Raw genomic sequence first — 18,435 nt, 5'->3', positions numbered from 1 at the left:
CTCCGAATATTGGGATAATTTGCCATGCCGGATCATGAAAAGCAGGTTCTATTCCAATGCACGAGCTCGACGCCATTGACCGCAAGATCCTCAGCTATCTTCAGAACGACAGCCGCATGACCATGCAGGAGCTGGCCGAGAAGGTCGGTCTTTCCGTTTCGCCCTGCCATCGCCGGGTCAAGCTGCTCGAGGAGCGCGGCGTCATCTCGCGTTACGTGGCGACCGTGGACCAGAAGGCGCTGGGGCTGCATGTCAGCGTTTTCATCTCGATCAAGCTGGCGCGGCAGAAGGAGGAGGACCTCAACCGCTTCGCCCGCGCGATCTCGAAATGGGACGAGGTGCTCGAGTGCTATCTGATGACGGGCAACCGCGACTATCTGCTGCGCGTCGTCGCCGCCGACCTCGCCTCCTACGAGACGTTCCTCAAGACCAAGCTGACGCGGCTCGACGGCATCGCCTCGATCGAGTCGAGCTTTGCGCTAAGCCAGGTGAAGTATTCGATCGCGCTGCCAGTGTGACCTGCTTCAGCGGGATCGCATGTCACATGGTCGCAACAAACCCCGCCGATGGTCGTTGTGACTGGTATCCGAACCGAGAGAAGGACCATGACCGCATCCGATCGAAAATCCGAGATATCCAAGCGCGAGCGCATCATCCGGGAAATGGCCGATGATCTCGACGAGGAACTGGAGATGGAGCTGGATGATACGAGGTTCGACGAGCTTCTGGACGAGACCGGCATGCCCGGTCCGACAATCGATCGCAGACTTTATTTCCGGGAGCTGCTTCGCCTCCAGGGCGAGCTGATCAAGCTCCAGGACTGGGTACAGAGCGAGAAGAAGAAGGTCGTGGTGCTGTTCGAGGGCCGCGACGCCGCCGGCAAGGGCGGCGTGATCAAGCGCATCACCCAGCGCCTCAATCCGCGCATCTGCCGCGTCGCGGCGCTTCCGGCGCCGAACGAGCGCGAGCGCACGCAATGGTATTTCCAGCGCTACGTCGCGCACCTGCCGGCCGGCGGCGAGATCGTGCTGTTCGACCGTAGCTGGTACAACCGCGCCGGCGTCGAGCGCGTGATGGGCTTCTGCTCGGAGGACGAATATCAGGAGTTCTTCAAGTCAGTGCCGGAATTCGAGCGCATGCTGATCCGCTCCGGCATCATCCTGGTCAAGTACTGGTTCTCGATCACCGACGACGAACAGCAATTCCGCTTCACCATGCGGATCAAGGATCCCTTGAAGCAGTGGAAGCTGAGCCCGATGGACGTCGAGTCCCGCAGGCGCTGGGAGGCGTACACCAAGGCCAAGGAGACGATGCTCGAGCACACGCATCTCCCGGATAGCCCATGGTGGATCGTCGATGCCGTGGACAAGAAGCGCGCCCGGCTCAACTGCATCGCACATCTCTTGACGCAGATCCCGTACCAGGAGGTCGCGCGGGCTCCGGTGACGCTGCCGGCGCGCGTGCGCAACCCCGACTACCAGCGAGGCCCGGTCCCGCCGGAGATGTACGTGCCGGCGAAATACTGACGGTGTCCCGCAGGGTGGGCAAAGGCGCGTACCGCTTTGCCCACCCTGCGCGGCCGTCACCGCCACGGCTGCACGATGATCTTGGTGTGCATCTCGGGATTGGCGAGGTCCGCGAACGCCTTGGCGACGCCGTCGAGGCCAACCTCGGCCGTCACCATCGCCGCGGCGTCCACCTGCCCTTCCGCGATCAGGCGGAGCGAGGCGGCGAACTCCTCCGGCGTATAACCCAGCACGTACTGGACATTGAGCTCCTTCATGATGCCGAGCATGGGCTCGCTCTTGTCGGTTTCCATGCAGACGCCGACCACGACGATGCGCGCGTCCCGCGGCGCGCCTTCGAACACCTGCTGCAGCAGCCCGGGCACGCCGACGCACTCGAAGATGATCGCCGGCTTCAGCGCCGGCAGCATGGCCCGGAACGGCGATCGTGCTGCCTTCTCCGCCTCCGACATCTGCGCATGCTCGGCCCAGGTCGCATAGGGCTGCGAGACCCGGGGATCGACCACGACGTCCGCGCCCAGCTTCGCCGCGAGCGCGCGCCGGGCCGGCGAATAGTCGGCGGCAACGATCGGATGCAGACCCCTCAGCTTCAGCGCGGCGATCACCGCGAGGCCGACCGGACCGCAGCCGATCACGAGCGGCACCTCGCCTCCGCTGATATCGGCTTTCGCGACCGCGTGGACGCCGACCGCCAGCGGCTCGGTGAGCGCGGCATGTTCGGGCGCAAGGCCGTTCGGCACTTCAAGCAGCAGCGCTTCGCTCAGCAGCATCGCTTCGGCATAGCCGCCGGCGTTGTCGTTGGAATAGCCGATGCCCTGGATGCCTTCCGGCGTCACCAGCGCCGGCAGCGAGCATACGCGGGTCCCGGGCTTGAGCCTGCGTTCGGAGCCGGGACCGTAGCCGACGATCTCGCAGCAGAACTCGTGGCCGAACACGACGTCGCGGCTGAGGTCCATCGGCTTGCGGCCGACCTTCCGCGCCATGTCGACCATGCGATGGGCGTGCTGGCGGGCGTGCAGGTCGGAGCCGCAGATGCCGCAGGCGAGCGTCTTGACCAGCACCTGGCCGTTGCCGGGCTTCGGCTCGGCCATCCGGTCGACGACGATCTCTCCGTTCCTGAAAATCGCGGCCCGCATCCGGCTCCTCCCTTGTCATTGGAGCGGTTGATAGCACGAGACGCAACCCGCCAACTTGCGTCAGGCGTTCGGAGAACGCTCTTCCAGCACCAGGAGCTGGGCGCGGCGAACACGCTCGCGATGGGCGATGTAGAGGCCGCTGGCGACGATGAAGGCCGCGCCGGTGATGGTGAAGACGTCGGGCACTTCGCCGAAGATGAAGTAGCCGAGAATGCTGACCCAGAGCAGCTGCGTGTAGGAAAACGGTGCCAGCACCGACGCATCGCCGTAACGATAGGCCAGCACGACGATCCACTGGCCCGCCGTGGAGGCCACGCCGATGAAGATGCCGAGCGCGATCGCGGTCCACGACGGCGTCACCCAGACGAAGGGCACCAGCGCCGTCAGGATCACGAGGCCCGTCAGCGACGAATAGGCCATGGTGGTGACGACGGCTTCCCGCCCGCTCATCATGCGCGTGAGGATCAGGGTGCCGGCCCAGCATGCCGCCGAGATCAATGGAAAGGATGCGGCTGGGTGAAACGCGCTGGTGCCCGGTCGCAGGATGATGAGCACGCCGATGAGGCCGAGCGCGGTCGCGAGCCAGCGGCGCATGCCGACCTTCTCGCCGAGGAAGACGATCGAGAGCGCGGTGACGAACAGCGGCGCGACGAAGCCGGTGGCGGATGCTTCCGCGATCGGCAGGAAGCCGAGGCCCGTGATGAAGAACAGCGAGGAGCCGAGCAGCGCCGCCCCGCGCATGACGTGTAGGCCGGGACGCCTGGTGCGCATCGCGTAGAGCGGCGTGGCCGGCAGCATCACCGGCGTGAACAGCAGCGTGAAGGTGAGGAAGCGGATCCAGGTGATCTCGATCGACGGCAGGCTTGTCGACAGATACTTCGCGGTGACGTCGGAACAGCCGAGGAATATCGTCGACAGCAGGACCAGTGCAATCCCTCTGAACGGATGATCGACGCGCGCAGGCGCGCGGCGAGTCTCCTGCTTCTTCTCCGGAACGGGCATGGGAATAGTGTCGAGCCTTGCGGCTGCGGCGGGCGGCGGTGTCACGGCAGGAACCCGGGCGAAATGCGAATCGAGAACGGTCGTAAAAAACGACAAATGCGCCGCGTTCACAACTTCCGAAAACAGGATGCCGATATGCGCGCGCCGCCGCGCGCGTCAATGCTCCGTTAATAATGCGGGTTTGTGCACTACAGCATGGGCAGGCCGCGCGGCTTCGGCCCGCGCGGAAAGGCAGCATCCAGCGCATCAATCTCGTCTTTCGTCAGCACGAGATCGCCGGCTGCCGCATTCTCGGCGGCGTGCTCCGCAGACGAGGCCTTCGGGATCGCGAATACCGTAGTCGCACGGGTGAGGAAGCCCAGCGCGATCTGACGCGGTGTCGCACGACGCGCCTCCGCGATACGGGCCAAAACGGCGCCGCCCTTGCTGCTGCTTGCGGGGAAATCATCATGACCGAACGGCGAGTAGGAAACGACGGCAACGCCGTGCCGCTCGCACCACGGGATCACGGCATGCTCAATCGCGCGCTCCTTGAGATGATAGAGCACCTGGTTGCACGCGATCCGGCCTTCGCCCGCAACGTCAAGAATTTCGTCGAGATCGTCCGCGTCGAAATTGGAGACGCCCCAGGATTTGATCTTACCTGATTTCACCAGTTCCTCGAATGCAGCAACGGTGTCCTCCAGTGGATAGGAGCCGCGCCAGTGCAAGAGATAGCAGTCGAGCCGGTCGGTCCTGAGCCGCTTCAGCGAGCGCTCGCAGGCGGCGATGGTCCCGCGGCGCGAGGCATTGCTCGGCAGCACCTTTGAAACGAGGAACACCTCGTCGCGCCGGCCGGCGATGGCATCGGCAATGACCAGTTCGGCATCGCCATACATCTCGGCGGTGTCGATATGGGTCATGCCGAGATCGAGCCCGCGCTGAAGCGCCGCGATCGCGCGCTTGCGGTCACCGTGGTCGAGGTACCAGGTGCCCTGCCCGATGACGGACACGTTGACGCCGGTCTTGCCGAAGGGATTGGTGTTCATGTCTGCTCCACGGCGGGTCAGAGTGCCCCCTCGCCCACTTGAAGAGAGCGGCCGGCAGCATAGGGCACAATCACGGACGCGTCGATTGGGCCCGGAGCCCGGCTTGCAGCCGATCTCCTCGAGTCCCGGACGCCGCGCAACTCGGTGCGATATGGGCAACCGCTCTGCAGAGCATCGCCGAAAGGGATGCTGCTGCGTCCGGAGCACGACATCGTGGCCTTCGCACAGCGCATCCACGCCGTCATTGCGAGCGCAGCGAAGCAATCCAGACCATAGCTGCGGAACGATTCCGGATTGCTTCGCTGCGCTCGCAATGACGATGGAAAGAGCCAGCCTCTAACCTGCCACGTTTGCGAGCTTGGTCTCTTTCGCCGGAGCCGCGTCCGTGGCCGCGATCAGCCGCTTCAGCTCGGGGATGCAGGAGCCGCAATTGGTGCCGGCCTTGAGTTTCGCGCCAATCTCGGCGGCCGTGCATGCGCCGGCAACGATGGCGTCGCAGATGGTGCCGCGGCCGACGCCGAAGCAGGCGCAGACGATCGGGCCGGTCGAGGCGGCGCCTTCGCTGGACTTGCCTGACAGCAGCATGCGGCGTTGCTCGTCGGTGACGTGATCGGCCGCAAACGCGCCCTTCACCACTTCCCAGTCGCCGGCATCGTGCGCAGGTCCGACGAACAGGCAGGTCTCGATGCGGTCACCAGCGAATGAGGCGGCACGATAGACGCCGCCGCCGATGTCGCGGTATTCGGCGACATCCTCGCCCGCAACGGTCCCGACCCAGGCGGGCCACCGCGACAGATCGCCGTTGTCCGCGAAGAGATAGCCGAAACCGCCGGAGACCGTGACGCGCGTCCACAACAGGTTCGAGGGAAGTTCGAGCTGCTTGCGCGACAACGCGAAGCCGCGGAAGACAAATTCATAAGGCGCGATTGCAGCCGGCGTCGCCTTCGATTCCGGCTGGCCCGAGAACGGATCGGTGAAGGAGTGCACCAGCGCACCGACGCGGCCGTGCGAGGCGTTCATCGCGCTCCAGTGGATCGGCACGAACAGCGTGCCGCGCTGCTGCCGTTCGCTGACCACGGCCTTCAGGATGCACTGGCCGTAATCGGTGGTGATGCGGGCATAGCCGTCATGGGCGATGCCGTATTTTCCAGCGTCGTCCGGATTGATCTCGACGAACGGCTCGGGCAGGTGCGCGCCGAGCCGCGGGCTGAGACCCGTACGCGTCATGGTGTGCCATTGGTCGCGAATCCGCCCGGTGTTGAGCCTGAGCGGCCGCGACGGACCGGTCTCTCCGCGCAGCGCCGGCACCTCGGGCGCGACGAACCGGCCCCTGCCGTCGTTGGTGAAGAAGCCGCCTTGCGCGAAGAAGCGCTCGACGGGGTCGCCGCCGCCCCGCACCGGCCACTGCACGGGCTGCAGGGCATCGAAGGCCTCGTCCGAGAGCGAGGTCAGCGCGCCGATGTCGAAGTCGCGATTTCCGTTGTTCTCGAACGCCGAGAGCGCTGCATGCTCGCGGAAAATGTCGGCGGCGGACTTGTAGTTGAAACTGTCGCCGAAGCCGAGGCGCCTTGCGGTCTCGCTCAGGATCCACCAGTCGGGGCGCGCCTCGCCCGGCGCCGGCAGGAACGCGCGCTGGCGCGAGATGCGGCGCTCGGAGTTGGTCACCGTGCCCGACTTCTCGCCCCAGGCCAGCGCCGGCAACAGCACATGCGGGCCGGCCGCGACCGTGTCGTTGCAGAGCACGTTCTCGGAGACCACGAAGAGCTCGAGCTTCTTCAGCGCATCGCGAGCCATGTCGGCGTCAGGCAACGACACCGCGGGGTTGGTGCCCATCACCCACAGTGCCTTGACCTCGCCGCGGTTGATGGCCTCGAACAGCTGCACCGCCTTCAAGCCCTCATGCGTGGCGATACGCGGCGCTTTCCAGAACCGCCTGACACGATCGATGTCGGGCGGCGTGAAGCCCATATGGGCGGCGAGCATGTTGGCGAGGCCGCCGACCTCGCGGCCGCCCATCGCGTTGGGCTGTCCGGTAAGCGAGAATGGCGAGGCACCGGGCTTGCCGATGCGTCCCGTCGCAAGATGGCAGTTCAGGATCGAATTGACCTTGTCGGTGCCCTGCGCTGACTGGTTGACCCCTTGCGAGTAGAGCGTGACGACCTTCTCGGTGTCACGGAACATCTTGAAGAAGGCGGCGACGTCCTGCTCCGACAGGCCCGTGGCGAGCGCCGTCGCCGTGACGCTGCCGGCGATGTTGCGCGCACGCGCCAGCGCGTCGTCGTATCCGCTGGTGTTCTGCGCGATGTAAGCCCGATCGAGCGCGCCGCAATCGGCGAGATGGACGAACAGGCCCGAGAACAGCGCCGTGTCGGTGCCGGGCTTGAGGCCGAGGAACAGGTCGACATCGCCGGCGGTGTCGGTGCGGCGCGGGTCGATCACGATCATGCGCGCGCCACGCTCCTGCCGGTTCTTCAGCATGCGCTGGAACAGGACGGGATGGCACCAGGCCGCATTCGAGCCGACGAAGACGAGCAGATCGGCCTGGTCGAGATCCTCGTAGCAGCCGGGCACGGTGTCGGCGCCGAAGGCGCGGCGATGGCCCGCAACTGAAGAGGACATGCAGAGCCGGGAATTGGTATCGACATTCGCCGTGCCGACAAACCCCTTCATCAGCTTGTTGGCGACGTAATAGTCCTCAGTGAGGAGCTGACCGGAGAGATAGAATCCGACCGCGTCCGCGCCGTCGCGCGCCACGATGTGCTGCATGCGATGAGCAACGTGATCGAGCGCGTCGCTCCAGGCGACGCGCTCCAGCACGCCCTTGCAGCGGATCATCGGGTAGAGCAAGCGGCCTTGCAGATCGATAGTCTCGCCGAGCGCGGAGCCCTTGGAGCACAGCCGGCCGAAATTGGCGGGATGCTCAGGGTCACCAGCGATTGCCGCACCACCCTTGCCGTCGGGTGTCGCCAGCACGCCGCAGCCGACTCCGCAATAAGGACAGGTCGTCCTGATGGTGCGGAGGTTCGGATTGATCGCCGTCATCTCAAGCCGCCTTCGACGGCAACGCCAGCGCGCGGCCGAACATCATGCCGGTGCGGATCGCCGCGACCTTGTCGCGATTACGTATCAGTTCGAGATACCAGAGCGCGTCGGCGGTATCGCCGATCAGCACCGCGCCGGTGAGCCGACCGTCCGCGATGACCAGCTTCTTGTAGGTGCCGCGGCTGCGGTCCGACAGCACGAGGCTTTCGCTGCCCTCCCCGCCCATGAAGTCGCCGGCGGAGAACAGGCTCACGCCGGAGACCTTGAGGTTGGTCGAGATCACGCTGCCCTCATAGGCGGCGGGGCGGCCGGCCAGATGGCGCGCCAGCACGCGCGCCTGTTCATAGGCCGGTTCGACCAGGCCATAGCAGATGCCGCGATGCTCGGCGCATTCGCCGAGCGCGAAGACATCGGACGAGGAGGTCCGCATCACGTCGTTGACGACGACGCCGCGATTGACCGCGATCCCCGCCTCTTTCGCCAGCGCGACATTTGGCTTGATCCCAGCAGCGAAGATCACCGCGTCGGCCTCGATGCGGCTGCCGTCGGCGAGCTCGATCGCCTCGACGCGACCATCGCCGTGGATGCCAGCGGTGGAGGCATTGAGCAGGATGCGGATGCCCTTGCGCTCGACCAGGGTCTTGAGCAGGTCGGCTGCGGGTCCATCGAGCTGGCGCTCCATCAGCCGGTCCATCAGATGCAGCAGTGTCACGGGCGCGCCGGCCTTGGCAAGGCCATAGGCGGCTTCGAGCCCGAGCAGGCCGCCGCCAACCACGACCACGCGCTTCCTGGCCGCAGCCAGCGTCAGCAGCAGGTCGACGTCGCGCGTATCGCGAAAAGTGTGCACGCCGGCGAGATCGGCGCCCGGCACGTTGAGCCGCAGCGGCGTCGAGCCGGTGGCAAGCACAAGCTTGGAATATTCCATGCTCTCCTCGCCCGCGATCTTAAGCTCGCGCCGACCGAGATCGACCTCGGTAACGCGATAGCCGTAGCGCACGGTGACACCGCGATTTCGCCACCACTCCGCCGGACGCAGTTCGATCTCGTGCGAGCCGGTCTCGCCGGCCAGCACGGAGGAGAGCAGCACGCGGTTGTAAGCGAGCCGCGGCTCCTCGCCGATCACGGCAACCGCGTAGCGGCCGAGGGCGGTCTTGGCGAGTTCGTCGACAAGACGCGCGGCCGCCATACCGTTACCGACGATGACCAGCGGCTCACTCACATAGCATCTCCTATTCGGCGGCCTGCGCTTGCGCGCCGTAGGCCTCGGAAATCATGTAGCCGGACAGCACGCCGTAGGCGTCGGTCCAGGCTTTGGCGAGCTCGGGCGTCCAGGCTTCGCCAAGGCCCTTCTCCAGGGTCCACAGCAGGGTCGCACCGACAACGGGGTAGTGCTCGGCCTTGGCGCCGTAATCGACGTGGCGCTTGGCGAGCGCAGAAGCCGCTGGCAGAATCGACTCCAGGTTCGACAGGCCGCCGACCACGGCTGCGAGCATGCCCATCAGCTTCTTGCGCTGCTCGGTCATGTCCTCAGGAAACATCGCGCGCACCGACGGAGCCACCTCGAACAGCCGGTCGTAGAACAGCACCGCCGCCTGCTCCGAGATCGGCGCGACCTTCGAGAAACTCTGCTGGATGAGGGTGACTTGCTCGGGCGTCATGATGTTCTCCTGTCTGTTTCGGTCTGCCTTCGTCCGCGCCATTGCGGAAAAAGTTCATGGGTCAAACGTCATCAGAGAGATTCCTCCCCGCGTACGGGGAGAAGCGACCTTCGTGCCAAGTGTCCTGGGCGAGGCTTGGCGCGCCTGCACCCTGCCGGCTGCGACGCAGGTGGAAGCACCAGGTCACCCGCGAGCCGGGAGGCGTGTTGGGATGCGCACGCCTCTCGCGATAGCGCCGGCTTTACGCGGCCTCGACGAAGCGATGCCGCTCGTAGAGGAATTCGAGTACGCGCTGGCGGCATTTCAGATAGGCGGCGTTGGTCGCAAGCTCGAGCCGCTTGCGCGGCCGCGCCAGCGGCACGTCCAGCACCTCGCCGATGCGCGCGCTGGGCCCGTTCGTCATCATCACGATCCGGTCGGACAGCAGCACCGCCTCGTCCACGTCGTGGGTGATCATCAGGATGGTGTTGCCGAGCTTCTGATGCAGGGCCATCACGGAGTCCTGCAGGTGGGCACGGGTCAGCGCGTCGAGCGCGCCGAACGGCTCGTCCAGCAGCAGCACCTTCGGCTCCATCGCCAGAGCCCGCGCGATACCGACGCGCTGCTTCATGCCGCCGGAGATCTCGGAAGGACGCTTGTCCCTGGCGTGGGCCATCTGCACGAGGCTGAGATTGTGCATCACCCAGGCGTCGCGCTCGGCGCGGGACTTGGTCTTGGCGAAGACCTTGTCGACGCCGAGCTTCACATTCTCGTAGACGGTCAGCCAGGGCAGCAGGCTGTGGTTCTGGAACACCACGGCGCGATCGGGCCCCGGTGAGTTCACCTCGCGATTCTCCAGCAGCACGCCTCCGGTGGTGGCGCGGGTCAGCCCTGCTATGATGTTGAGCAGGGTCGACTTGCCGCAGCCGGAATGACCGATGATCGAGACGTATTCGCCTTCCTCGATGGTGAGGTTGATGTCCTTCAGCACCTCCGTGGTGGCGGCACCGCGGGTGAAGACCTTGTCGATATGGTCGAGCTTCAGATAGGCGGTCATGTGCCCTCTCCTCTCAGTTCTGCGCGGTGCCGCGGGTGACGACCTTGCCGAGGCCCGCGATCAGGCGGTCCAGCACGAAGCCGATGATGCCGACATAGAACAGCGCCAGGATGATCTCGCTGATATGCGAGGAATTCCAGGCGTCCCATATGAAGAAGCCGATGCCGACGCCGCCGATCAGCATTTCCGCTGCGACGATCGCGAGCCAGGACAGGCCGATACCGATGCGAAGGCCGGTGAAGATGTAGGGCGCCGCCGCCGGAATCATGATCTTTGCGAAGAACTCGAGCGGATTGAGCTGCACGACCGCGGCGACGTTGCGATAGTCCTGCGGGATGTTGCGGATGCCGACCGCGGTGTTGATGATGATCGGCCAGATCGAGGTGATGAAGATGACGAAGATCGCGGAGGGTTGGCCGTCGCGGAACGCCGCGAGCGAGAGCGGCAGCCAGGCCAACGGCGGAATCGTGCGCAGCACCTGGAACAGCGGATCGAGCCCGCGCATCGCCCAGACCGACTGTCCCACCAGCACGCCGAGCGCGATGCCGGCGATCGCCGAGAGCGAATAGCCGAAGGCGACGCGCTGGAGGCTGGCGGAGAGATGCCAGAACAGACCCTTGTCGATGCCTCCATTGTCGAAGAACGGGTCGAGGATCAGTTCCTTGGTATCCTTGAACACCTTCGACGGCGGCGGCAGCGCCGAGCCCGCGCGGCGGCAGACCAGCTCCCATATCAGCGTCAGAAGCGCGATGACGACAAGCGGGGGGATCACCCGCACGGCCGTCTCCCGTACCATGCGCGCGTAGGCTTCAGTGCGCGGGGGACGCTTGGGCATCAACGCGACGACCGGCGCTGCGGTTGCGGCGGGCGTCGCGGTCTCGACCTCGATCTTCGTGGCAGTCATGTTCATCGCTATCTCTCTCCGGCTGCGCAGGGACGATGCGGCCGCGCGAGGGCGGCCGCTGGCTCCATCAGACTTCGACGCGCTTGATCGCGAGGGACTTCAGATAGGCGGCGGGATTCTCCGGATCGAACACCTTGCCATCGAAGAAGGTCTCCTTTCCGCGCGAGGTGGAGGTCGGAATGTCGGCAGCCGCGACGCCGAGGGTCTTGGCCGCGTCCTTCCAGAGGTCCTCGCGGTTGACCTTGGCAATCAGCGCCTTGCTATCGAAGCCGGCGTCGTACTTGCCCCAGCGGATGTCCTCCGTCATGAACCAGAGATCATGGCTCTGGAACGGATAGGAGGCATGGTCCTTCCAGAAGCGCATCTGCTGCGGCGAATTGTCGACGACGCGGCCTGTGCCGTAGTCGAACTTGCCCTTCATGCGGTCGGTGATGTCATCGACCGGGCAATTGATCCACTGGCGCTTGGCGCAGATCACCGCGGCTTCCTCGCGGTTTTCCATCTTCTCGGCCCATTGCTGGGCCTCCATCACCGCCATCAGCAGCGCCTTCGCTGCCTTCGGGTATTTGTCGACCCAGGCCGCGCGCATGCCGAACGACTTTTCGGGATGCTTGTCCCAGAGCTCACCGGTGGTGATCGCGGTGTAGCCGATGTTCTGATGGATCAGCTGCAGATTCCAGGGCTCGCAAACGCAGAAGCAGTCCATGGTGCCAACCTTCATATTGGCCACCATCTGTGCCGGCGGAACCACGATGGTTTCGATATCCTTGTCCGGATCAATGCCGCCAGCGGCGAGCCAATAGCGAATCCAAAGGTCATGTGTGCCGCCAGGAAAGGTCATCGCCGCCTTCACCGCCTTGCCTGACGACTTCTTCTTCTCGAGTGCCGGCCTGAAGGGCGCGGTATCCACACCGATCTTGAGATCGGCGTATTCCTTGGCGACCGAAATGCACTGACCGTTCAGGTTGAGGCGCGCCAGAATGTACATCGGCGTCGGCTGGTTGTTCTGCGTCACCTTGCCGGCCGAGATCAGATACGGCATCGGGGTGAGGATGTGCGCGCCGTCGATGCCATTGCCTTCCGAGCCCAGCACGAGGTTGTCGCGCGTGGTGCCCCAGGAGGCCTGCTTCTGCACCTCGACATCGGGCATTCCATACTTGGCGAAGAAGCCCTTTTCCTTGGCGACGAACAGCGGCGTGGCGTCCGTGAGCGCGATGAAGCCGAGCTTGGCGCCCTTGACCTCAGGGCCTGCGTCCTGCGCGAAAGCGCCGGCAGGGAAGCTCAGCTTTGCAGCAGCGAGAAGTGCGGCGGTCGAGCCGGTGGCCTTCAACAATTGACGGCGGCTGAGGCCAGTGGTTTCCGAGGGCCGGCGGGTGCGCTTGGTCATAGGCGATGTCGTCCTTTGCGTCTTTGCGGAATGATTTGCGGCTGTGCGCGCGAGCAGCCCGTCCTTCCGTTGGCGCCGTGTTCGGCGCATGCGAACGCACGGACAGGGAGGACCCCCGTCTGGTGGCGTCAGCAATCGGATGAGAAATCTCGCGGGACGGCTTCAATGGCGTCGGGTTGGAACTATTCAAGCTTCATGCCAAGCGCGACGCGGCGAAAAATCTCGGAAAATCAGCACTCTGGCCAAACGCAGTGAAGCCGCCGACCCAAGCGTCCGCTCGCGAAATTTGCGATCTGCATATTACTTGTGCGGCGCACAATCCTTATGCAAACGCTTAATCGAGAGGCCGTCGCGACAGCAGCTACAGTCTCGACAAGGTGATATCCAATTGAAGTTGCTAAGTAATCGGGACGTGCAACTCCGGCACGCGATTTGCAACCTCGTGAACGTCAACGAAGACAGCGGCTTGCCGCATTGTTGCAGCCTCTGGCGGCTGCATCCGGAAGCTGAGCTGCATCGCAGCTCCCCGGCTTTGGTCCTCGTGACGCGATTCCGAAGGCTTCCTCACTCTCCATGGTCCTCGTGCGCGGCAGGCGAGCCCGCACGACCGACGACGTTCAGCTGCGCTCTCCAAGAGAGTGCCGATCTTACTTGCGAAGCAAAAGGAACCATTGATGTCGTATCTCGCGCCTTCGGAATTCGTCACCAAGATGGTGGATGCGGGCGAGTCCAAGATCTTCATGTCCACCCGGGATACCATCATCCGCGCCTACATGGCCGGCGCCATCCTCGCGCTGGCGGCGTGGTTCGCCGTCACGATCACCGTCAATACCGGCCAGCCGCTGATCGGCGCGCTGCTTTTTCCGGTCGGCTTCGTCATGCTCTACCTGCTGGGTTTCGATCTGCTCACGGGCGTGTTCGTGCTCTCGCCGCTCGCGCTGATCGACAAGCGCCCGGGCGTCACCTTCGGCGGCGTGCTGCGCAATTGGGGCCTCGTCTTCGTCGGCAACTTCGCCGGCGCCTTCACCGTGGCCTTCATGATGGCCTTCGTCACGACGTTCGGCTTCACGCAGGCACCCGACAAGGTCGGTGCGGCCATCGGCAATATCGGCGAGGGCCGGACCCTCGGCTATGCCGCGCACGGCGTGGCAGGCATGGCAACGCTGTTCATGCGCGGCATGCTCTGCAACTGGATGGTCTCGACGGGCGTGGTCGGCGCCATGATCTCGACCTCCGTGCCCGGCAAGGTCATCGCGATGTGGATGCCGATCCTGGTGTTCTTCTACATGGTGTTCGAGCATTCCGTCGTGAACATGTTCTTGTTCCCGTCGGGCCTGTTGCTCGGCGCGAAGTTCTCGATCATGGACTATCTGATCTGGAACGAGATCCCGACCGTGCTCGGCAACCTCGTCGGCGGCCTCGCCTTCACCGGCATGACGCTCTACGCGACGCATGTCATGACCCTGCCGAAGCGCCAGGCCGGCAAGGCCACTCGGCCGCGCGTCGCGGCCTGATCAAAACCGTCTCGACAGCGGAGCCTCGCCCGAGCAGGGTGAGGCTCCTCCTTGCCGGTGATGACGATGACCCGCGGACTCCTGATTTCAGTCGGCCAGCACTCCGACAAGGGTCGCAAGCCCGTCAACCAGGACTTTCACGGCGTCCTCATTCCGGAGGAGCCGCTGCTCAGCCTGAAGGGCATCGCGGCCGTCCTCGCTGACGGCATCTCCTCCAGCACGGTGAGCCAGATCGCCAGCGAGTCGGCGGTCAAGAGCTTCCTGATGGACTATTACTGCACGTCAGAGTCATGGACGGTGAAGACCTCCGCCCGCCGCGTGCTCGACGCGACCAATTCCTGGCTGCACGCGCAGACGCGCAAGAGCCAATACGCCTATGACCGCGACAAGGGCTATGTCTGCACCCTCAGCGCCATCGTCATCAAGGCGACCACCGCACACATCTTCCATGTCGGCGACTGCCGCATCTACCGCGTCGCCGGCAAGGCGCTGGAGCAGCTGACCGACGATCACCGCATCATCGTGTCGTCGGAGCAGACCTATCTCGGCCGCGCGCTCGGCATCAATCCGCAGCTCGAGATCGACTATCAGACCGTCGAGGTCCAGGCCGGCGACACCTTCCTGCTGGCAACGGACGGCGCGTATGAGTTCGTCGATGCCCGCTTCGTCACGAGCGCGATCAACGAACATGCAGGCGATCTCGGCGCCGCGGCCAGGACCATCGTCGAGGAAGCCTACCGGCGCGGCAGCGACGACAACATCACGGTGCAGGTCCTGCGCGTCGATGCGGTACCCCAGCGTGAGCCGGCGGATATTCTCAGCCAGAACTCGCAGCTTCCGCTGCCTCCGCTGCCGGAGCCGCGGGCGATCTTCGATGGCTACAGGATCGTCAGGGAAATCCACGGCAGCAGCCGCAGCCACATCTATCTCGCCGTCGATGTGGAGACCGACGAGCCGGTCGCGCTCAAGCTGCCGTCGATCGACCTGCGCGACAACGCCCTCTATCTCAAACGCTTCTTGATGGAGGAATGGATCGCGCGCCGGATCGACAGTCCCAACGTATTGAAGCCGCTGTCGCGATCGAAGCGTCGCAGCTACCTGTACGTCGCGACCGAATTCGTCGAGGGGCAGACCCTGAAGCAATGGATGACCGACAATCCGCGCCCCGATCTCGAAACCGTCCGCCGCCTCATCGAGCAGATCGCGGCGGGCCTGCGCGCCTTCCACCGCATGGAGATGCTGCACCAGGACCTCAGGCCCGACAACATCCTGATCGACAAGACCGGCACCGCCAAGATCATCGACTTCGGTTCGGTCAGGGTTGCCGGCGTCGCGGAGGCCGCGCCTTGCGAGGAAGCCGACGAAATCCTGGGAACGGTTCAGTATACCGCGCCGGAGTATTTTCTGGGACAGGGCGGCTCACCGCGCTCCGACATGTTTTCGCTGGCCGTGATCTGCTACCAGATGCTGACGGGAAAGCTGCCTTATGGCACACAGGTTGCCAGGATCCGGCGCAAGGCGGACGTGCGCAGGCTCCAGTATCGCCCGGCGGACGACGACCGCAATGTGCCGGCTTGGGTCGATGGCGCGCTCAAACGCGCGCTCCATCCCGATCCCTACAAGCGGCACGAGGACCTGTCCGAATTCGTCCACGAGCTTCGCACGCCCAATCCAGCCTATCTCGACACGCGGATCACGCCCCTGTTGGAGCGCAACCCGTTGATGTTCTGGAAGGTGACGTCGGCGGCGCTCGCCTGCGCGGTCATCGTGCTGCTGGCGCTGCTGCACTCAGGCTAGGAACGCGAGCTCTCACGCCGGCTCGATCGCCTTGGTTCCCAGCGGCTTCGGCGCCATGCCGCCGCCCGGCTTGAGGTGAAATTCGTAGGTCATCAGGTGCCATTGCCCGTTCGCCTTGGTGCCATCGGGCATTTCGGGATCGTTGCGCGGCTCGACGTTGGCGATGAGATCGTTCTTGACTCCGAACACGACGTCGGAATCCAGATATTTGTCGCCACCGATGAAGACGTGCGTGATCAGCGGTTCATGGCCCTTGGCGTTGACGAGGAAGTGCACATGCGCCGGACGCATCGGGTGGCGCTTGGTCTGCACGATCATCTCGCCGACGGGACCATCGGTCGGGATCGGATAGCTGCACGGCAGTATCGTGCGGAAGAAGAAGCGGCCGTCATCGTCCGTAATGAAGCGCGCCCGTGCGGACGCGCCGACCTCGTCATAGTTGGGCTTCTGGGAATCATAGAAGCCATCATCGTCGGCGTGCCAGACGTCGACGGGAACGCCCGCGAGCGGCTTGCCCTCGAGGTCGGTGACGCGGCTCTGCACGAACATCTTCTCGCCGGTCTGATTGTTCGGCGAGATATCGGTGCCATGGGCGGTCACCTTGTGCTCGCCGACATAGAACGGGCCGAGCACGGTCGTCTCGGTGGCGCCGTCGCGATCGCGGTGATTGACGGCGTCGACCAGCATGGAGACGCCGAGCACGTCGGACAGCAGGATGAACTCCTGGCGGGTGTCCGTGCATTTTTGCCCGGTGCGGGTCAGGAAATCGATCGCGTATTCCCATTCTTCGAAGGTGAGGCCGGTCTTGCTCACGTAATCGTGCAGCGACTTCACCAATTCCTGCAGCAGGAATTTTGCCCGCCTATCAGGCGTCTGGTCGAAGCTCCTGACGACGGCTTCCGTGAGCTCGGTCTCGTTGAACTGAGTCATGCTGCATTTCCCTCGCGCTTTTCTCGTCGGCCCGGGCGGGCTCCTTGCGTTCCCAGGTACAGCCTATACCAGCTGGCCTACTCGCGTTAAGCGCGACCGGCTTGGAATGGGCGCGCCATTTGGCTATCACCGTCGTCGAGAAACCGCCCCGGAGGAACTGATGCTCGCTCCCACCCCTGCCTCGCCCGAATCCGTCGGCATGTCCAAGGCCGCCCTCGACCGCGTCGATGCGCATCTGAAGAGCCGGTACATCGATGCCGGCCGCTTCCCGGGCACGCAGCTCCTGGTCTACCGCCGCGGAAAGGTCGCTCACAGCTCGGTGCAGGGCTTTGCCGACGTCGAGCGCAAGGTGCCGGTGAAGGACGACACGATCTACCGCATCTATTCCATGACCAAGCCGCTCACCAGCGTCGCCTTCATGATGCTGGTGGAAGAAGGTCTCGTCGCGATCGACGAGCCCGTCGCCAAATACATTCCGGAATGGAAGGATCTCGGCGTGTTCGTCGCCGGCACCTACCCGGCCTTCCTGACCCGGCCGCCCTCCCGGCCGATGCTGATCGTCGACCTGCTGCGCCACACCTCCGGCCTCACCTACGGCTTCCAGCAGCGCTCCAATGTCGATGCCGCCTATCGCACCGAAAAGATCGGCGAGGTCGAGAAATCAGGCACGCTGCAGACCATGATCGAGAGCCTGGCCAAGATCCCGCTGGAGTTCTCGCCGGGCGAGGCCTGGAACTACTCGGTCTCGACCGACGTGCTCGGCTACCTCGTCGGCAAGATCTCGGGGATGCCGTTCGAGCAGTTCCTCAAACAACGCATCCTCGATCCGCTCGGCATGACCGACACCGATTTCCACGTTCCGGCCTCCAAGGCGCATCGCTTCGCCGCCTGCTACTCGGCGGACCCCGGCGGCGGCATGACCTTCCATGCCGGCCAGCGAGAGGGCCTGACGCTGCAGGACGATCCGACCACGAGCTCGTTCCTGTCCCCGCCCTCCTTCATCTCGGGCGGCGGCGGCCTGTGCTCGACAGTCGCCGACTACCTTACTTTCTGCCGCTCGCTGCTCAACGGCGGCGAACTCGGCGGCGTCAGGCTGATCGGGCCGAAGACGCTGGCGCTGATGACGAGCAACCACATCCCAGGCGGACGCTCCCTACCCGAGGTCTCGCGCTCGCTGTTCTCGGAAGCGGCGTATAACGGTATCGGCTTCGGCCTCGGCTTTGCCGTGACCATGCGCCCGGCCGAGACGCTGATTGCCGGCAGCCCCGGCGAGTACAATTGGGGCGGCGCGGCTACGACCTCGTTCTGGATCGACCCGGCCGAGGAGCTGATCACGATCTTCATGACGCAGGTGCTGCCGTCGAGCGCCTATCCGATCCGTCGCGAGCTGCGCAGCATGGTCTACGCGGCCATCACCGAAAGCAATCTGTAGGCGGTGGATCCGATCCGGCGGCCGTCTGCTGCGGGAGCACGCT

15 protein-coding genes are annotated in these 18,435 nt (G+C 64.7%); 5 read left to right on the top strand and 10 right to left on the bottom strand.

Features of this window, described 5'->3' with window-relative positions; genetic code table 11:
* The first annotated feature begins 56 nt into the window (after nt 1–56).
* On the top strand, nt 57–518 hold the full coding sequence (locus K408_RS0119710; protein ID WP_024340098.1) for an Lrp/AsnC family transcriptional regulator: 462 nt from the start codon (nt 57–59) through the stop codon (nt 516–518).
* 87 nt (nt 519–605) lie between these two features.
* Complete coding sequence (gene ppk2 / locus K408_RS0119705; protein ID WP_024340099.1) at nt 606–1,526, top strand: polyphosphate kinase 2; 921 nt, start codon at nt 606–608, stop codon at nt 1,524–1,526.
* A gap of 56 nt (nt 1,527–1,582) precedes the next feature.
* Here ppk2 and K408_RS0119700 read toward each other — a convergent pair whose 3' ends face one another.
* The 9 genes from K408_RS0119700 to K408_RS0119655 form a co-directional block, all read right to left on the bottom strand.
* On the bottom strand, nt 1,583–2,662 hold the full coding sequence (locus K408_RS0119700; protein ID WP_024340100.1) for a zinc-binding dehydrogenase: 1,080 nt from the start codon (nt 2,660–2,662) through the stop codon (nt 1,583–1,585).
* Nucleotides 2,663–2,722: 60 nt separating this feature from the next.
* Entirely contained in the window at nt 2,723–3,664 is a 942-nt protein-coding gene (locus K408_RS0119695; RefSeq protein WP_024340101.1) for a DMT family transporter, read from the bottom strand.
* A 188-nt stretch (nt 3,665–3,852) separates the two neighbouring features.
* The gene (locus K408_RS0119690; RefSeq protein WP_024340102.1) at nt 3,853–4,692 is read right to left on the bottom strand and encodes an aldo/keto reductase; all 840 of its coding nucleotides are present in this window, start codon (nt 4,690–4,692) and stop codon (nt 3,853–3,855) included.
* Nucleotides 4,693–5,028: 336 nt separating this feature from the next.
* On the bottom strand, nt 5,029–7,734 hold the full coding sequence (locus K408_RS0119680; protein ID WP_024340103.1) for a nitrate reductase: 2,706 nt from the start codon (nt 7,732–7,734) through the stop codon (nt 5,029–5,031).
* Nucleotide 7,735: 1 nt separating this feature from the next.
* On the bottom strand, nt 7,736–8,953 hold the full coding sequence (locus K408_RS38260; RefSeq protein ID WP_024340104.1) for an NAD(P)/FAD-dependent oxidoreductase: 1,218 nt from the start codon (nt 8,951–8,953) through the stop codon (nt 7,736–7,738).
* A gap of 10 nt (nt 8,954–8,963) precedes the next feature.
* Complete coding sequence (locus K408_RS0119670; RefSeq protein WP_024340105.1) at nt 8,964–9,392, bottom strand: globin family protein; 429 nt, start codon at nt 9,390–9,392, stop codon at nt 8,964–8,966.
* Nucleotides 9,393–9,633: 241 nt separating this feature from the next.
* Nucleotides 9,634–10,428, bottom strand: coding sequence for an ABC transporter ATP-binding protein (locus K408_RS0119665; RefSeq protein ID WP_024340106.1), 795 nt, complete (start codon nt 10,426–10,428; stop codon nt 9,634–9,636).
* Between the two features lie 13 nt (nt 10,429–10,441).
* Complete coding sequence (ntrB, locus tag K408_RS0119660; RefSeq protein WP_024340107.1) at nt 10,442–11,338, bottom strand: nitrate ABC transporter permease; 897 nt, start codon at nt 11,336–11,338, stop codon at nt 10,442–10,444.
* Between the two features lie 61 nt (nt 11,339–11,399).
* Complete coding sequence (locus tag K408_RS0119655; RefSeq protein WP_024340108.1) at nt 11,400–12,719, bottom strand: CmpA/NrtA family ABC transporter substrate-binding protein; 1,320 nt, start codon at nt 12,717–12,719, stop codon at nt 11,400–11,402.
* A gap of 674 nt (nt 12,720–13,393) precedes the next feature.
* Here K408_RS0119655 and K408_RS0119645 point away from each other — a divergent pair.
* A complete protein-coding gene (locus K408_RS0119645; protein ID WP_024340109.1) occupies nt 13,394–14,233 on the top strand; it encodes a formate/nitrite transporter family protein in 840 nt (279 codons plus the stop codon).
* Nucleotides 14,234–14,293: 60 nt separating this feature from the next.
* A complete protein-coding gene (locus K408_RS0119640; RefSeq protein ID WP_035698272.1) occupies nt 14,294–16,030 on the top strand; it encodes a bifunctional protein-serine/threonine kinase/phosphatase in 1,737 nt (578 codons plus the stop codon).
* Between the two features lie 12 nt (nt 16,031–16,042).
* Here the strand turns inward: K408_RS0119640 and K408_RS0119635 are convergent, their stop codons facing one another.
* Nucleotides 16,043–16,960, bottom strand: a complete 918-nt coding sequence (locus K408_RS0119635; protein WP_024340111.1) for an intradiol ring-cleavage dioxygenase — start codon at nt 16,958–16,960, stop codon at nt 16,043–16,045.
* A gap of 160 nt (nt 16,961–17,120) precedes the next feature.
* Between K408_RS0119635 and K408_RS0119630 the strand changes: the two genes are divergently transcribed.
* Nucleotides 17,121–18,392: a serine hydrolase domain-containing protein gene (locus K408_RS0119630; RefSeq protein ID WP_024340112.1), complete on the top strand. Its 1,272-nt coding sequence runs from the start codon at nt 17,121–17,123 to the stop codon at nt 18,390–18,392.
* Nucleotides 18,393–18,435: the final 43 nt, after the last annotated feature.

Source organism: Bradyrhizobium sp. in8p8, assembly GCF_000426845.1.
GTDB classification, from domain to species: Bacteria; Pseudomonadota; Alphaproteobacteria; order Rhizobiales; family Xanthobacteraceae; genus Bradyrhizobium; species Bradyrhizobium japonicum_C.
Note: the sequence above shows the minus strand (reverse complement) of the source record. Positions and strands in the feature narration are given on the sequence as shown.

What these genes read in the sequence shown, in the direction of transcription:
- K408_RS0119710 (WP_024340098.1), top strand. Translation starts at nt 57, where the DNA reads ATGCACGAGCTCGACGCCATTGACCGCAAGATCCTCAGCTATCTTCAG.
- ppk2 (WP_024340099.1), top strand. Translation starts at nt 606, where the DNA reads ATGACCGCATCCGATCGAAAATCCGAGATATCCAAGCGCGAGCGCATC.
- K408_RS0119700 (WP_024340100.1), bottom strand. Translation starts at nt 2,662, where the DNA reads ATGCGGGCCGCGATTTTCAGGAACGGAGAGATCGTCGTCGACCGGATG.
- K408_RS0119695 (WP_024340101.1), bottom strand. Translation starts at nt 3,664, where the DNA reads ATGCCCGTTCCGGAGAAGAAGCAGGAGACTCGCCGCGCGCCTGCGCGC.
- K408_RS0119690 (WP_024340102.1), bottom strand. Translation starts at nt 4,692, where the DNA reads ATGAACACCAATCCCTTCGGCAAGACCGGCGTCAACGTGTCCGTCATC.
- K408_RS0119680 (WP_024340103.1), bottom strand. Translation starts at nt 7,734, where the DNA reads ATGACGGCGATCAATCCGAACCTCCGCACCATCAGGACGACCTGTCCT.
- K408_RS0119670 (WP_024340105.1), bottom strand. Translation starts at nt 9,392, where the DNA reads ATGACGCCCGAGCAAGTCACCCTCATCCAGCAGAGTTTCTCGAAGGTC.
- K408_RS0119665 (WP_024340106.1), bottom strand. Translation starts at nt 10,428, where the DNA reads ATGACCGCCTATCTGAAGCTCGACCATATCGACAAGGTCTTCACCCGC.
- ntrB (WP_024340107.1), bottom strand. Translation starts at nt 11,338, where the DNA reads ATGAACATGACTGCCACGAAGATCGAGGTCGAGACCGCGACGCCCGCC.
- K408_RS0119655 (WP_024340108.1), bottom strand. Translation starts at nt 12,719, where the DNA reads ATGACCAAGCGCACCCGCCGGCCCTCGGAAACCACTGGCCTCAGCCGC.
- K408_RS0119645 (WP_024340109.1), top strand. Translation starts at nt 13,394, where the DNA reads ATGTCGTATCTCGCGCCTTCGGAATTCGTCACCAAGATGGTGGATGCG.
- K408_RS0119640 (WP_035698272.1), top strand. Translation starts at nt 14,294, where the DNA reads ATGACGATGACCCGCGGACTCCTGATTTCAGTCGGCCAGCACTCCGAC.
- K408_RS0119635 (WP_024340111.1), bottom strand. Translation starts at nt 16,960, where the DNA reads ATGACTCAGTTCAACGAGACCGAGCTCACGGAAGCCGTCGTCAGGAGC.
- K408_RS0119630 (WP_024340112.1), top strand. Translation starts at nt 17,121, where the DNA reads ATGCTCGCTCCCACCCCTGCCTCGCCCGAATCCGTCGGCATGTCCAAG.